This window comes from Rathayibacter sp. VKM Ac-2835, assembly GCF_013266705.1.
GTDB lineage: Bacteria > Actinomycetota > Actinomycetes > Actinomycetales > Microbacteriaceae > Rathayibacter.
Window position 1 is genome coordinate 556,155 of the sequence record NZ_JABSNQ010000002.1, and the last position, 13,384, is coordinate 569,538.

A 13,384-nucleotide genomic window follows, 5' to 3' on the forward strand; every position below is an offset into this window, starting at 1 on the left:
ACCCGAAGGAGTACCGATGAGTACCCAGGACAGCGCGAAGGCGATCCTCGAGCACGTCGGCGGCGCCGGCAACGTCTCGAAGCTGCAGCACTGCTCGACCCGCCTGCGCTTCGCGCTCGCGGACGACCAGAAGGCCGATGTGGACGCCCTGAAGGCGGTGCCCGGCGTGATCGGCGTCGTCATGGGGCCGCAGACGCAGGTCATCGTCGGCAACGGCGTCGCCGAGATGTACGCGGCGGTCGAGAAGCTGCGCGGCGGCACCGAGGCGACGGCCCCGAAGGCGAAGCAGCCGCGCTCGCTCAAGCGCCTCGGCGCGACGGTCATGGACTTCGTCGTCAGCGTCTTCACGCCCATCATCCCGGCCATCGCCGGCGCCGGCATCTTCAAGTCGTTCCTCGTCCTCGCCTCCGCGGTGGGCTGGCTCGACCCGGCGTCCGACAACTTCAAGCTGCTGTCCGCCATCCCGGACGCGGTGTTCGGCTTCCTGCCGCTCCTCGTCGCGTACACGAGCGCCAAGAAGCTCGACGTGAATCGACCGCTCGCCCTCGGACTCGTCGGAGTCCTGGTCTTCCCGGCCTTCACCACCCTGCTCAACCAGGAGGGCGGGGTCGCCCTCTTCGGCATCCCGGTCCCGGTGATCGCCTACAACGCGCAGGTGTTCCCGGCGATCCTCGCGGTCCTCCTCCTCTCGGTCGTCGAGCGCTTCTTCACGAAGCACTCGTGGGGGCCGATCCGCACCTTCTACGTGCCGCTGATGTGCCTCGTCATCGTCGCTCCGGCCACGATCTTCCTGCTCGGCCCGCTCGGCTACTGGCTCGGCTCGATGCTCACCGGCGCCCTGATCGGCCTCTACGGCGCGCTCGGCTGGGTGGCCGTCGCGCTCCTCGCCGGCGTGCTGCCGCTGATCATCTCGGTCGGCATGCACAAGGCCTTCATCCCGCCGACCATCGCGACGATGGCCAGCGCGGGCAAGGACACCTTCTACCTCGCCTCCTCGCTCGCGCACAACGCGGCCGAAGCCGGCTCCAGCCTCGCCATCGCCCTGCGCACCAAGAGCGCGGCGCTGCGCGCGACCGCCTTCTCCGGCGGACTCTCGGCCCTCTTCGGCATCACCGAGCCCGCCCTCTACGGCGTCACTCTGCAGAACAAGCGCGCGCTGATCTCGGTCATCTCGGGCAGCGTCGTCGGCGGCGCCTACATCGGCGCCACCCAGGTCGCCGCGTTCGCGCTGGTCAGCCCGGGCGTCGCGAGCATCTCGATGTTCATCGACGGGCTCAACCCCTGGAACCTGCTCAACGCGGTCATCGGCCTGCTGATCTCGGTCGCCGTCTCGTTCGTCGTCTCCTTCATCATCTGGCGCGACGACGCCTCCGCCAGCGTCCAGGCCCTCGGCGACGTGGTCGCGAAGGACGCCGACGACGCGACCGCGCTGACCGCCCCGCTCAGCGGCGACGTCATCCCGCTGAGCGAGGTGAACGACCCCGTCTTCTCGGCCGGCGTCCTCGGCGAGGGCATCGCCATCCGCCCCACCGACGGGGTCGTCCGCTCGCCGTTCGCCGGGACGGTCATCGCCGTCCTCAGCTCCAAGCACGCCATCGGCCTGCGCCGCGACGACGGGGTCGAGGCCCTCATCCACGTCGGCCTCGACACCGTCCAGCTCGACGGCGCGCCCTTCGACGTGCACGTCGCCGTCGACGAGCGCGTCGAGGCCGGGCAGCTGCTGCTCACCGCCGACCTCGCGGCCATCACCGCCGCCGGCTACGACACCACCACCCCGGTGCTGATCACCAACTCGGCCGAGTACACCGTGCTCATCGAGGCCGCCGACCGCGTGTCGGCGGGCGATGCGATCATCACCGTCACCCAGAAAGAGAAGGAGCTCGCCGATGGCGCTGCCTGAGGGATTCCGTTGGGGCGGCGCACTCGCCGCCAACCAGGTCGAGGGCGCGTGGCGCGAGGGCGGGCGCGGGCCGGCCGTCAGTGACGTCGCCTCCTACAAGCCGAAGGCCGACCCCAAGGAGTACGCGATCCACCATCAGAACACGGTGGCGAGCATCACCGCGGCGATGGCGGACGACGACACCGAGTACTACCCCAAGCGCCGCGGCATCGACTTCTACCACCGCTACCCCGGCGACCTGGCGCTCTTCGCGGAGATGGGCTTCACCACCCTCCGCGTCTCGATCGCCTGGACCCGGCTCTACCCGACGGGGGAGGAGGCGGAGCCGCTCGAGGAGGGCATCGCCTACTACCTCGCGCTCTTCACCGAGATGCGGCGGCTGGGCATCGAGCCGCTGGTCACCCTCTCGCACTACGACCCGCCGCTCGCCCTGGCGCTCAAGCACAACGCCTGGGTCGAGCGCCGGACGATCGAGCTGTTCGAGCGCTTCGCCCGCACCTGCTTCGAGCGCTTCGGCCACCTCGTCGACCTGTGGCTGTCGTTCAACGAGATCGACGGGATCATCCGCCATCCGTTCACCTCGGGCGGCATCATCGAGGAGACCGTCGAGGGCAGCGTCGAGCAGGCCTGCTACACGGCGCTGCACCACCAGTTCGTCGCGTCGGCGTCGGTCACGAAGACGTTGCACGAGCTCTGGCCCGAGGCGCGGATGGGCTGCATGCTCACGATGCTGACGACCTACCCGAACACCTGCCACCCCGACGACGTCGCGGCCACCCAGGCCAAGGAGCGGATGCTCTACCTCTGCACCGACGTCCAGGCCGGCGGCGCCTACCCGCGCCTCGCCCTGCGCGCGCTCGCTGCGCGCGGCGTCGAGATCCCGTTCGCGGAGGGGGACGCCGAGCTGCTGCGCGAGCACTCGGTCGACTTCATCTCGTTCAGCTACTACATGTCGATGACGGAGTCGGTGCGCCCGGACGCCGAGCGCACCCCCGGCAACACGGTGCTCGGGGTGAAGAACCCGTTCCTCGAGTCGAGCGAGTGGGGCTGGCAGATCGACCCGGTCGGCCTGCGGATCTCGCTGATCGATCTCTACGACCGCTACGGCAAGCCGCTGTTCATCGTGGAGAACGGGCTCGGGATGCGGGACGAGCTCGTTCCGGCGGACAATGAGGGGGAGGACCCCCGCATCCACGACCCCTACCGGATCGACTACTTCCGCGCGCACTTCGAGCAGATGATCGAGGCGGTCGACGAGGGTGTGGAGCTCCTCGGCTACGTGAGCTGGGCGCCGATCGACCTGATCAGCGCCTCCAGCTCGCAGATCTCGAAGCGCTACGGGTTCGTCTACGTCGACATGGACGACCTCGGCCACGGCAGCACGAACCGGTACCGGAAGGACTCCTTCTTCTGGTACCAGCGGGTCATCGCGTCCAACGGCGCCGACCTGGGATGACCCTCCTCGCTCCAGTTGCCCGCCGGGCCGCGCAGACGCCGTCGACGGAGACACGCATGCAGACCATCAAGAAGGTGCTCAACTCGAGCGTCGTGCTCGTCGTCGACGAGCGCGGCGCCGAGCGGGTGCTGCTCGGCAAGGGGATCGGCTTCGGCGCCAAGGCGGGCGAGGTGATCGAGGCGTCCGCGGTGGACCAGGTGTTCGTCGCGCTCGACGACGCCGACCAGCGGAACCTCGTCGAGCTGCTCGCGCAGATCCCGCCGGAGTTCGTCGAGCTGACCCGCGCGGTCGTCGCCGACGCGGAGGAGCAGGGGCTGAAGCTCGACCCGCACGTCTACCTCGCGCTGACCGACCATCTGCACTTCGCGGTGGAGCGGCAGCGGCGCGGCCTCGCGGTCGCGAACCGGCTGGCCTGGGAGATGCGCTCGGTGTACCCCGTGCAGTACGCGGTGGGGGAGCGGGCGGTCGCGGCGATGCGCGCGCGGCTCGGAGTGGACGTGCCGGACGACGAGGCGGCGAACGTGGCCTTCCACCTGGCCAACGCGGAGCTGGGCAAGGTCGGCATCGACTCGCTGCGGATCGTGCAGCTGATCCGCTCCGTGACGGCGATCATCCAGCACACGAGCGGGGCGGCGCTGGACCGCGAGGACCTGCGCTCGGCGCGCTTCGTGGCGCACCTGCAGTACTTCGCCGAGCGGTTCTTCTCGGGCGGGCTGCTGGTCAGCTCGGACGACTTCCTCTTCACGAGCCTCAGCACGCGGTATCCGCGGGCCGTCGCGTCGGCGGAGCGGGTGCGCGCGTTCGTGCGGGCGGAGTACGGTGCGGAGCTGCCGAACGAGGAGGTGGCGTTCCTGGCGCTGCACATCGCGCGGGCGGCGCCGGAGTAGGGCGCTTGTCAGTCCCGTCAATCACTACGGAGAGAGCACCATGACCCGCGGCACCGTCCACTTCGTCCGGCACGCCCAGACGCTGTTCAACGTCAACGGCCAGCTGCAGGGCTGGTGCGACTCGCCGCTGACCGCGCGGGGCGAGCGGCAGATCGCGGCGCTCGGCGAGCGGATGCGCGGGGTTCCGCTGGTCGCGGCCTTCCTGAGCGACCTGACGCGGACGCGGACCACGGCCGCGGCGGCGCTCGTGGGACATCCGTCGATCGAGCCGGTGCCGACGACGACGCTGCGGGAGTGGCACTTCGGCGGCTTCGAGGGTCAGCCGAACGCGTCGCTCTGGGAGCCGGTCTTCGCCGACCACGGCTACTCCTACGTGCCGGCCTCGGCGGACTGGCCGCGGATGACCGACGCGGGCCTGGACAGCGTCATCGACGCGATCCACCGGCACGACCCCTCCGGCCGCGCGGACACCGCCGCCTCGGTGCGGGAGCGCGTCGAGGCGGCGCTCGCGCTGATCCTGCCGGCCGCCGAGCACGGCGACGTGCTCGTCGTCACCCACGGCACGGTGCTCGGCAGCCTCCTGCGCGCCATCGACCCCGCGCACCGGCCGCGCGCGGGCTTCCCGAACTGCGGCATCGTCCCGGTGACCGACGGCGTGATCGGCCCGATCGACGCGAGCTGCGCGGTCGACTGAGCGGGATCTCGATACGCCGACTGCGGCGGCTACTCGACCAGCATGCTCGGCGGGCGCCTGCTCCATGCTGATCGAGTAGCGCGCGCAGCGTGCGTATCGAGATCCACCCACCGCAGGCACGTCGGCCGTCGAGGCGTCCCGCTCCCGCCGAGGCGTCCCGTTGCACCTGGACGCATCGACGGTTCGGGGACGCCTCGCCAGCGAGTGCGGCGGACGTCACCCCTTCAGCGGGTCGTTCCCCCAGTTCATCAGCGAGTACCGCCACTTCGTCTCGGTCACGTCACCGGAGGGCCGCTGCTTCGAGTGCCGGGCGACGTAGCCGGTGACCTTCTTCATGTGCGCATAGTCGTCCTCGCTCAGGTCGGCCTGCTTCGTGCCGAGGATGTCGATGATCCGGCGGCCGCTGTGGTGGCCGACCGACTCGCCGCCGCTCGCCGGCTTCTGGCCGACCTCCTTCGACTCGTCCTTCTCGAGCCACGCCTCGATCTCCTTCGCCGTCATGTTCACGGCGTCGTGGAAGTCGTCGCGGATGCCGCGCTTCTCGTTATCGGTCGTCTCGTCGCTCATGGCGCTCGCTCCTCGGGTCGGTACCGCTCCACTCGAGCGCTCCGGATCCACTCGAGCGCCCCGCGGGCGAGAGGTCAAGCCCCGTGCCATCCACGGGCACGCGCGTACCGTCGGGAGTCAGCCGTCCGAGACCACCCATGCACAGGAAGAGGCCTCCATGCCCTCACGCAACACGCTCGTCCGCAGCCTCCACGACCTCGGCGCCGCCGCCTGGTTCGGCGGGTCCCTGATGGGAGCCGTCGGCCTGAACGGCGCCGCGTCCACCTCCTCCGACCCCTCGGAGCGCCTCCGCCTCGCCTCGAACGGCTGGGCCCGCTGGACCCCCGTGCAGCTCGCGGCGATCGCGGCGCACGGCGTCGGCGGCATCGGCCTGATCCTCGCCAACAAGACCCGCCTCGCGAACCAGCAGGAGAGCCGCACCAACACCGTCGTGAAGACGATCGTCACCGGTCTCGCCGGTGCCGCCTCCGTCACCGCCGCGATCGCCGGCGCGACCCAGGCCAAGCACGCCGAGGAGGGCGCCAAGGGCGTCACCGAGGCGTCGTCGAGCAACTCCGACGAGCTGACCACCGCGCTCCGCGTCCAGAAGGTCACCCAGTGGGCGATCCCCGTGCTGACCGCCGTCATCATCATCCTCGGTGCCCAGCAGGGCGAGCAGCAGCGCCCGGTGAAGGGCCTGTTCGAGACGACCGCCCGGATGTTCCGCAAGTAGCCGTCCGCGTCGGCGCGGGGGTCAGCCCAGGCGGCTCTCCTCCGCGCCGACGTGCCAGCCCTCGTCCTTCACCCAGCTGAACCCGAGCGCGCACTGGTGCGGGACGACTCCCGGCTGCGGCACCGTGTGCAGGGAGACGCTGAAGGGCGTCGGCACGATCGCGTCGTAGATCGTCACGACCGGATCCGTCCCGACCAGCTCGGAGCAGTACCGCATGATCGTCGCCCGCTGCTCCGCCGTGTCGGCAGGGACGAGCTCGGCGATCGCCGCGTCGTCGTCGAGCACGGGCAGCAGCCGGGCGACCAGCACCCGGCCGTCCCCCTCCGGCGGCACCGTCCCGGCCGTCGGGTCGCCCCAGTCGCTGAGCGCGAGCGCCACGAGCCCGGCGGGGACCGCGACCAGCACGGCGAGCACACCGCCGATCACGAGGGCGCGGCGCCGTCGTGTGCTCCGCGTCCTGTTCGTGGTCGCCGCTTCGGGTCCTTCGTTCACGCTCGGAGGCTAGGCCCTCGTCCACTCGCGATCGTGCAGCCCACCGCGTCACACGGCGGAACACCCCGTCATCGGGGGTAGTGGACTTCGCTCGCGAGCGCCCGGGCAGCACCCTGGATGCACGCGGGACCGGTGCTCGAGCACCGTCTCCCGCCGTCATCGCGGCGTGCCCGAGAGGCCAGGGAGCGGTCTGCAACACCGCTGACGCGGGTTCGAATCCCGCCGTCGCGTCGATGGGGAACCCGTCGTCCTCGAAAGTGTCGAGGCAGCCGCCGACGTGATGACCGATGACAAATGCGCAGCGGGCCCCTACTGCGAGGTCGCGACGCAGACGGCGGAGGCGAAGGCGCCGGTGGCGGTCTCCTCGGCGAGGACCTCGCCGTCGAGGGTGATGCGGCAGGTGATGTCGCCCTCGTCGTCGGCGCCGTTCGTCGCGGTGAGGGAGAAGGCCTGGAAGGCGGCGCCGCTGTCGACCTGCTGCTCCTCGGTGAAGGGGAGGGGCTGGCCGGCGACCTGCTCCACGCCGGAGTTCGTGCCGTCGAGCGTGGTGTAGAAGATCGAGGTGCTGGTCCCGGCGCCGGTCACCTCGTAGACCAGTTCCTGCGGGGGCCCGGACGTCGCCGAGGCCTGCGCGGTCGCGATCGCGTTCGAGATGCCGGTCGCGAAGCCGGCGGTGTAGACGATCGCCAGGATGATCGAGAGCAGGATCGCCACGGCGTTGAGGATCACGCCGGCGATGGCCGTCCCCTTCCTCCGGCCCTTGAGGAACAGCGCGATCACGCCGAGCACCAGGCCGACGAAGGCGACGAAGCCGGAGACGTAGTTGACGATCGGGACGACGGCGCCGACGAGCGAGGCGATGCCGATGATCAGCGAGGCGAGGCCGAGGCCGTTGCCGGTCTTCGGGGCCTGCGGGCCGGTGCCGGGGGTGGGCTCGGGGAACACGGCGGGGTTGAACTGCGTCATGCCGCGAGTATCGCAGCCGCTCGGTTGACCGGCCTATCTCTACATAGGTAGCCTCGACGCATGACTCCGCTCAGCCGCATGACCGCCGCGACCGCGGACGTGCTCCGCGCGCTCCTCGACGCCTCCGGGCCGACCTGGGGGATGCTCGTCATCAAGGGCACGGGGCGGCCGGCGGGCAGCGTGTATCCGATCCTCGAGCGGCTCGAGGGCGCCGGCTGGGTGTCGTCGGCGTGGGAGGCGGACACCGAGCGCAGCGGTCCGCGGCGCCGGCTGTACGAGCTGACGAGCGACGGGGCGGAGGCGGCGACCACCGCCGTCGCGCGGTTCGAGGCGGCCGCGGCCCGGGCGGTCCGGCTCTCCGGAGCGGAGGCCCGCGCGTGATCGACCTGCTGCTGCGACTCCTGGCCCTCCTCCTCCCTCCGCTCGCGCGCGAGCGCTACCTCGAGGAGTGGCGGGCCGACGTCGCCGGCGCGGACGAGGCGGGCCTTCGGCGCGGCGACGTCGTGCTCGGCGCGCTCGTGCTCAGCGCGACGCTCGACCGCGGGCTGCCGGTGCACTCGGGGGAGCCGCGGTTCCTCCGGCCGCGACGGCTGGCGCGGCGCGGGCTCGGGCTGCTGACGGCGGCCGCGGTGATCCTGATCGGCGGGTACCTCACCGGCGGCGGCGTCGCCCCGGAGGGGGTGTCCGGGGGAGTGGTCGGCATCGTGCAGTCGACGGGGCGGGCGCTCGTGGTCCTGGCGCTGGTGGTCGGGCTGGTCGGGGTCGCGCACATGATCGGGGCCGCCCGCGCCGCGGAGACGCGGCTCGCGAAGGTCTCGCTGCTCGCGGCGATCGCGGGCCCGGCGATGGTGACGGTCGGCGCGCTGGTGCCGGGGGCGCCGTGGTGGCTGCTGTTCCTCGGCTTCCTGGTGGCGAGCGCGGGGCTCGCCACGGGCGTCGCGGTGATCGGCGGGACACGGCCGGTGGTGTGGGGGCACCGGACGGCCCCGCGGGCTCGGCGCGTCCCGGTCGCCCTCGGCGGGGCGGCGCTGGTGCTCGCGGTCGTCGTGGTCGGCGGGATCGACCTGCTGGTGTGGAATCCGCTCGCCAAGGTCCCGGGCACCGAGCTCGGCACGATCTACCGGCTCCTGGCTGAGCGCGACGGCTTCTCGTTGAACGGCACGCTCGTGCTGACGGCGGTCTGGGCCGCCTTCTGGACGGTGCCGGCCCTGCTGGTGGCGGCGCTCGCCGCGCACCGGGTCGGCGACGCCCTCACTCCGCGGCGCCTCGTGATCGTGATGCTCTCGCTGGCCGGCGCGGCGATCTTCTTCCGCTTCTTCACCGGCTTCGGCATCGGGATGTCGATCGCCGACTCGTTCGCGACCAGCGGCTACGACGCGTCGCTCGTGTCGGCGGTGCTGCCCTGGGTCGGGCAGCTCTCGCTCGCCGTCGCGGCGATCGCCTTCGGCTGGGCGCCTCGGGCGCGGATCCAGCCGGTCGCGGTGGCCGCCTGAGCGGTGCCGGCGGGATGCGGGGTCTGCTGACTCGCCTTCCAGCGGTGGTGGATCTCGATACCCCCGCTGCGCGGGCTGCTCGATCAGCATGAGGGCGCAGGTCGGGCGAGTGAGTTGCGCAGCCGAGACGCGGAAGCGGGGCCGGCGGAGACCCGCCGACCCCGCGTGCCGTGCGGTGGTTACTTCTGGGCGGTGCGCCTGCGCGTCGCCGTCAGCGCGAGCGCACCCGCGCCGCCGGCGATGAGGGCGAAGGCCAGCGCGGCGAGGCCGGTCGTGCCCTCGGCGCCGGTGTGCGCGAGAGCGGCGCCGGGCTTCGCCGTGGGCTTCGGCGTCGCGGTCGGCGCCGGAGCGACGGGCCCGGCGGTCGCGGTCGGCACGGCCGTCGGCGCCATGGTCGGCTCGGCGGTCGGTGCCACGGTCGGCTCGGCCGTGGGCTCAGCCGTCGGCTCGACCGGCGGGGCCGTCGGCGAGGCCGTCGGCTCCGGGGTCGGCGCGGCGGCCAGCTCCGGGGTCGACGCCGGGGCCACGCGGTTCAGCGTCGCCTGCTCGTAGTCGTAGGACATCGCCAGCAGCGCTGCGTCCTGGCTGCGCGGGGCGGCCAGCTCGAGGCCGGCGGCGGTTCCGGTCGAGGTGAAGCCGGCCGGCAGCGAGACCGTCGGGACGCCGGTGTTCGCGCCGACGTCGCAGAACGTCGTGCCCGCCCAGTCGGGAGTCGCCGCCGTCGCGCTGGTCGGCATCGCCAGGGCATCGAGGTCGTTGTCGAGGAAGAACTGGTCCATCGCCAGCTTGCCCGCGTCCTGCGCCGCGATCGCCGCGTCGTAGGCGGGGTTCGGGATGTCCGCGTTGCTGTTGAAGAACGCGACGTCGTCCGGCAGCAGCGAGGTCTTCCCGTCCGCCATGACGTCCGAGAAGGTCAGCGCGTCGGCCGGCTCCGTGAGACCGGCGAGGCCCTCGGGCCAGGTCGCCTCGGTGTCCGCGAAGAACGCGTCGATGCCGGGGCGCAGGTCGAGGTAGCCGCCGCTCACCAGCGTGTTCGCCACGAATTCGCGGGTGAAGGTCGGCACCGGCACGATCTCGGCGCCCTGCGCGGCGAGGTCGAGGACCGCCTGGTCGACGAGCCCGGTGGTCTCGGCGAGGCCCGGGCGGGCCGGGTCCTCCTCGTAGTCCCAGCGCACGTAGCCGATGCGCTTGCCCTCGAGCGCGGTGTCGCTGAGCCCCTCGACGTAGTCGGAGCTGTCCTGCTGATCCGCGATGACGGTCAGCGGGTCGGTCGGGTCGTAGCCCGCCAGCACCTCCATCAGCAGCGCGGCGTCGGTGACGGTCGTCGTCATCGGGCCCGAGACGTCCTGGCGCGGCGACAGCGGCACGATGCCCGTGACGCTGGTCAGCCCCATGGTCGGCCGGTAGCCGACGAGGCTCTGGTGCGCGCTCGGTCCGACGATCGAGCCGCAGGTGTCGGTGCCGAGGCCCGCGGGGGCGTAGCCGGCGGCGACGGCCGCGCCGGTGCCTCCGCTCGAGCCGCTGGCGCTGTTGGCCTGGTTGTACGGGTTGTTGGTCCGGCCGCGCTCGGAGCTGAGCGTGTAGGTGCCGTGCCAGGCAAACTCGGCCATGTTGGTCTTCGCGAGGATGATCGCGCCCGCGTCGCGCAGGCGCTGCACGGCCGTCGAGTCGAGCTTGGTCTGGTACGTGTGCAGGGAGGCGCTGCCCGCGGTGGTGGGCATGTCGAACGTGGCGTAGTTGTCCTTCACCAGGATCGGGATGCCGTGCAGCGGGCCGCGGAGCGAGCCGGCCGCGCGCTCGGCGTCGAGCTCGGCCGCCGTGGCGAGCGCGTCCGGGTTGGCGAGGATGACGGCTGCGAGACCGGGCTGGTCGCCGTAGGGGTCGTCGTAGGCCGCGATGCGGTCGAGGTAGCGCTGGGTCAGGGCGACGGACGTCGTCGCGCCGGACTGCAGGAGCGCCAGGGCGTCGGTGATGCTGAGGTCGACGACCGCGGGGGCGGCCGCGTCGACGGGGGGAGTGGTCGCGCCGAGAGCCGCGGGGGCGGCGAGAGCGGTGCCGAGTGCGAGTCCGGTGCACAGGGCGGTGGCGGCGGAGAGTCGGACGACCCTCCGGAACGAGGGGGAGGGGGACAAGCGACAACCTTCGGATCGAGTGGGAGGGGGCTTGGAACCTCCCCAGTCTCGGAGCCGGATGTTGCACGCCTGTTTCGGCGCGGAGACGATCGAGCGCGCCCGACGTCCCCCTTCGCGGGGTCTGGAGGGAGCGCTCTCAGCGGGAGGCGTCACCGACGAGCGCGGTGCTGCTCCCCTCCTCATCCGGCACGCGGCTCAGGATGTCGCCGGGCTGGCAGTCGAGGACCGCGCAGATCGCGTCGAGGGTGGAGAAGCGGACGGCCTTGGCGCGGCCGTTCTTGAGGATCGAGATGTTCGCGGTGGTGATGCCGACCGCGGCGGCCAGGTCGGTCACCGACATCTTGCGCTTGGCGAGCTCGACGTCGAGGTGCAGCACGATCGCCATCAGACGACCTCGGCGAGCTCGCTGCGCTGCTCCACCGCGAGGTGCAGCAGGCGCCGCATCACGACGACGATCAGCGCGGTCGTCGCGCTCGCCACGGCGACGAGGCCGAAGGCGAGGGCCGTGACGGGCGCGGGCACCGCGACGAGCGAGGCCACGGCGCCGACGACGGCGAGGACCGCGCCGGAGACGAAGGCGCCGATCGCGAGGTCGACCCAGAGGTCGGAGCGGTGGTCGCCGGCGAAGAGCGTGTCGTCGCGGACCAGGCTGAGCAGCCGCCAGACCGCGATCAGCACGGCCTCGACGCAGAGCAGTCCGGCGACGACGACGGCGACGAGCACCGCGTCGACCGGTCCGCCGTCGAGCGCCTCGCGGGCGACCGGGCCGACGGCGAGCTGCACGAGCACGCAGCCGAGCAGCAGCACCAGCAGGAGGGTGCGGAGCGCGAGGAGGACGGGTCGGGGCATGCGGGGCTCCTGGGTCGTGAGAGTGCGGGGTCGTGACAGTGCTGGGTCGTGAGGGGTGCGGCGGGAGAGGCTGGCGTATCGAAAGACGTGCGTTTCGTATCGAATCTCGATACTGTCACCTCGACCGCACCAGCGGCAAGAGCGGACGGGGGCATCGGCATGGGACGACGGGGACGGGCGCTGACGGGCGCGGCGGTGCTGCTGACGATCGCGGTCGTCGCGACCGGCACGGGGCCGGCGGAGGGACTCGAGCTGGCGCTGTCGGCCGACGACTGCGTCGAGAGCGCGAGGGCGCAGTGGCGTCCGGCGCCGCCGCTGTCGCGCGACGAGCCGGCGGTCTTCGACGTCGACGTCACCGCCCGGGAGGACTGCCCGGCGGAGCGCCTCGTCGCGCTCGCGGCGACGGCGTCCGCGGCGATCGACGCGGCGCTCGGCACGGCTCCGGCGGGGCGGCGCTTGAGCGAGCTGGTGCTGCGGGCCGGCGACGACGTCCTGGCGATCGCGGATCCGCGGGACCGGACCGCACCCGTCGAGGCCTGGGACGCCCTGCGCCGCGGCATCGACGGGAGCCTCTCGGTGCGGACGGTCGAGTCCTACCCCGTCCTCGCGATCGCCCTCGCCCCGGCGGGTGCGGCGACCGCGCTCGACGCCCTCGATCTGCTCCTCGACCAGCGCTCCGCGATCACCGAGGGCGATCTCGACTGGACGATCGAGCAGCCCGCGACCGACACCCGAGGCGCCGCCTCGATCCGCGTGCAGGAGGAGCGCCCGGCCGACGAGATCGTGCGCCTCGCCCACGAGATCGACGGCGCGTTCTCGGGGGTGCGGGAGTCGACGGTCCACCTGAACGGCACGGTCCTGAGCGTCTCGCTGACCGGTGCTCCCGGGACAGCCGCCCCGCGCTCGCTCCGTGACACGGTCCTCTGGCCGCGCGTGCTCGGCACGATGACGGCGCTGGCCGACCGGGGGAGCGGCTACGCGATTGGCGCCGAGATCGCGGCGGAGGCGGCCGACGGCTCCGGCCCGGTCGTCGACTCGTTCGCCTCGTCGTCAATGGACTGCGGGGCCACGCCCGGCGCGGGCGGGACGACGCAGGCCGCCTTCGAGCACCTCCGCACGTCGATCCGGCCCGCGCATCCCGGCGAGAGCTTCGCCTTGAACGGCCTGACGGCGCCGGCCTGCCGGTGAGCCCCGCACACCATCAGCGGAGAAGGGGGTCCCTCCCCCCACCGAGGA

14 protein-coding genes and 1 tRNA gene are annotated in these 13,384 nt (G+C 72.3%); 9 read left to right on the forward strand and 6 right to left on the reverse strand.

Translation table 11 applies throughout. The features are described from left to right. The first annotated feature begins 16 nt into the window (after positions 1 to 16). From HRK28_RS10425 to HRK28_RS10440, 4 genes are read left to right on the forward strand one after another with little or no spacing between them, the layout of a single operon-like run. Positions 17 to 1,900, forward strand: coding sequence for a beta-glucoside-specific PTS transporter subunit IIABC (locus tag HRK28_RS10425; protein WP_173251418.1), 1,884 nt, complete (start codon positions 17 to 19; stop codon positions 1,898 to 1,900). Then, entirely contained in the window at positions 1,887 to 3,356 is a 1,470-nt protein-coding gene (locus tag HRK28_RS10430; RefSeq protein WP_173251420.1) for a family 1 glycosylhydrolase, read from the forward strand. Before HRK28_RS10425 ends, HRK28_RS10430 begins: the two co-directional genes overlap by 14 nt. Before the next feature lie 56 nt (positions 3,357 to 3,412). Continuing rightward, the gene (locus tag HRK28_RS10435; protein ID WP_123705439.1) at positions 3,413 to 4,243 is read left to right on the forward strand and encodes a PRD domain-containing protein; all 831 of its coding nucleotides are present in this window, start codon (positions 3,413 to 3,415) and stop codon (positions 4,241 to 4,243) included. Between the two features lie 40 nt (positions 4,244 to 4,283). Further along, positions 4,284 to 4,937 (forward strand): histidine phosphatase family protein, encoded by a 654-nt coding sequence (locus tag HRK28_RS10440; protein WP_123732760.1) that lies wholly within the window; start codon positions 4,284 to 4,286, stop codon positions 4,935 to 4,937. Positions 4,938 to 5,153: 216 nt separating this feature from the next. On the opposite strand, the gene HRK28_RS10445 is transcribed toward HRK28_RS10440, so the two are convergent. Continuing rightward, the gene (locus tag HRK28_RS10445) at positions 5,154 to 5,504 is read right to left on the reverse strand and encodes a DUF3140 domain-containing protein (RefSeq protein ID WP_173251422.1); all 351 of its coding nucleotides are present in this window, start codon (positions 5,502 to 5,504) and stop codon (positions 5,154 to 5,156) included. Positions 5,505 to 5,661: 157 nt separating this feature from the next. Between HRK28_RS10445 and HRK28_RS10450 the strand changes: the two genes are divergently transcribed. Continuing rightward, positions 5,662 to 6,216, forward strand: a complete 555-nt coding sequence (locus tag HRK28_RS10450) for a hypothetical protein (RefSeq protein ID WP_160090764.1) — start codon at positions 5,662 to 5,664, stop codon at positions 6,214 to 6,216. 21 nt (positions 6,217 to 6,237) lie between these two features. Here HRK28_RS10450 and HRK28_RS10455 read toward each other — a convergent pair whose 3' ends face one another. After that, positions 6,238 to 6,708: a hypothetical protein gene (locus HRK28_RS10455; protein WP_173251424.1), complete on the reverse strand. Its 471-nt coding sequence runs from the start codon at positions 6,706 to 6,708 to the stop codon at positions 6,238 to 6,240. 160 nt (positions 6,709 to 6,868) lie between these two features. Between HRK28_RS10455 and HRK28_RS10460 the strand changes: the two genes are divergently transcribed. Continuing rightward, positions 6,869 to 6,939: transfer RNA gene (locus HRK28_RS10460), tRNA-Cys, on the forward strand. 78 nt (positions 6,940 to 7,017) lie between these two features. Here HRK28_RS10460 and HRK28_RS10465 read toward each other — a convergent pair. Then, a complete protein-coding gene (locus tag HRK28_RS10465; protein WP_173251426.1) occupies positions 7,018 to 7,674 on the reverse strand; it encodes an MmpS family transport accessory protein in 657 nt (218 codons plus the stop codon). A gap of 60 nt (positions 7,675 to 7,734) precedes the next feature. Here HRK28_RS10465 and HRK28_RS10470 point away from each other — a divergent pair, with 60 nt between their 5' ends. After that, positions 7,735 to 8,055: a PadR family transcriptional regulator gene (locus HRK28_RS10470; RefSeq protein WP_173251428.1), complete on the forward strand. Its 321-nt coding sequence runs from the start codon at positions 7,735 to 7,737 to the stop codon at positions 8,053 to 8,055. Continuing rightward, positions 8,052 to 9,167, forward strand: a complete 1,116-nt coding sequence (locus tag HRK28_RS10475; protein ID WP_173251430.1) for a hypothetical protein — start codon at positions 8,052 to 8,054, stop codon at positions 9,165 to 9,167. The genes HRK28_RS10470 and HRK28_RS10475 overlap by 4 nt, the downstream gene beginning before the upstream one ends. Before the next feature lie 179 nt (positions 9,168 to 9,346). Here the strand turns inward: HRK28_RS10475 and HRK28_RS10480 are convergent, their stop codons facing one another. From HRK28_RS10480 to HRK28_RS10490, 3 genes are all read right to left on the reverse strand, one after another. Continuing rightward, positions 9,347 to 11,299 carry an amidase gene (locus tag HRK28_RS10480; protein ID WP_254304734.1) on the reverse strand — a complete coding sequence of 651 codons (1,953 nt, stop codon included), beginning with the start codon at positions 11,297 to 11,299 and terminating at the stop codon, positions 9,347 to 9,349. A gap of 136 nt (positions 11,300 to 11,435) precedes the next feature. Further along, positions 11,436 to 11,684: a helix-turn-helix transcriptional regulator gene (locus HRK28_RS10485; RefSeq protein WP_173251434.1), complete on the reverse strand. Its 249-nt coding sequence runs from the start codon at positions 11,682 to 11,684 to the stop codon at positions 11,436 to 11,438. Beyond that, entirely contained in the window at positions 11,684 to 12,148 is a 465-nt protein-coding gene (locus tag HRK28_RS10490; protein WP_160090756.1) for a DUF2975 domain-containing protein, read from the reverse strand. Before HRK28_RS10490 ends, HRK28_RS10485 begins: the two co-directional genes overlap by 1 nt. Before the next feature lie 159 nt (positions 12,149 to 12,307). On the opposite strand from HRK28_RS10490, the gene HRK28_RS10495 reads away from it, so the two are divergent. After that, on the forward strand, positions 12,308 to 13,336 hold the full coding sequence (locus tag HRK28_RS10495; protein WP_173251436.1) for a hypothetical protein: 1,029 nt from the start codon (positions 12,308 to 12,310) through the stop codon (positions 13,334 to 13,336). The last annotated feature ends 48 nt before the right edge of the window (positions 13,337 to 13,384 follow it).

Excerpts from the sequence above, each read along its gene's own strand:
- HRK28_RS10430 (WP_173251420.1), top strand. The coding sequence starts at position 1,887 with ATGGCGCTGCCTGAGGGATTCCGTTGGGGCGGCGCACTCGCCGCCAAC.
- HRK28_RS10495 (WP_173251436.1), top strand. The coding sequence starts at position 12,308 with ATGGGACGACGGGGACGGGCGCTGACGGGCGCGGCGGTGCTGCTGACG.
- HRK28_RS10450 (WP_160090764.1), top strand. The coding sequence starts at position 5,662 with ATGCCCTCACGCAACACGCTCGTCCGCAGCCTCCACGACCTCGGCGCC.
- HRK28_RS10470 (WP_173251428.1), top strand. The coding sequence starts at position 7,735 with ATGACTCCGCTCAGCCGCATGACCGCCGCGACCGCGGACGTGCTCCGC.
- HRK28_RS10485 (WP_173251434.1), bottom strand. The coding sequence starts at position 11,684 with ATGGCGATCGTGCTGCACCTCGACGTCGAGCTCGCCAAGCGCAAGATG.
- HRK28_RS10465 (WP_173251426.1), bottom strand. The coding sequence starts at position 7,674 with ATGACGCAGTTCAACCCCGCCGTGTTCCCCGAGCCCACCCCCGGCACC.
- HRK28_RS10435 (WP_123705439.1), top strand. The coding sequence starts at position 3,413 with ATGCAGACCATCAAGAAGGTGCTCAACTCGAGCGTCGTGCTCGTCGTC.
- HRK28_RS10425 (WP_173251418.1), top strand. The coding sequence starts at position 17 with ATGAGTACCCAGGACAGCGCGAAGGCGATCCTCGAGCACGTCGGCGGC.
- HRK28_RS10445 (WP_173251422.1), bottom strand. The coding sequence starts at position 5,504 with ATGAGCGACGAGACGACCGATAACGAGAAGCGCGGCATCCGCGACGAC.
- HRK28_RS10490 (WP_160090756.1), bottom strand. The coding sequence starts at position 12,148 with ATGCCCCGACCCGTCCTCCTCGCGCTCCGCACCCTCCTGCTGGTGCTG.
- HRK28_RS10440 (WP_123732760.1), top strand. The coding sequence starts at position 4,284 with ATGACCCGCGGCACCGTCCACTTCGTCCGGCACGCCCAGACGCTGTTC.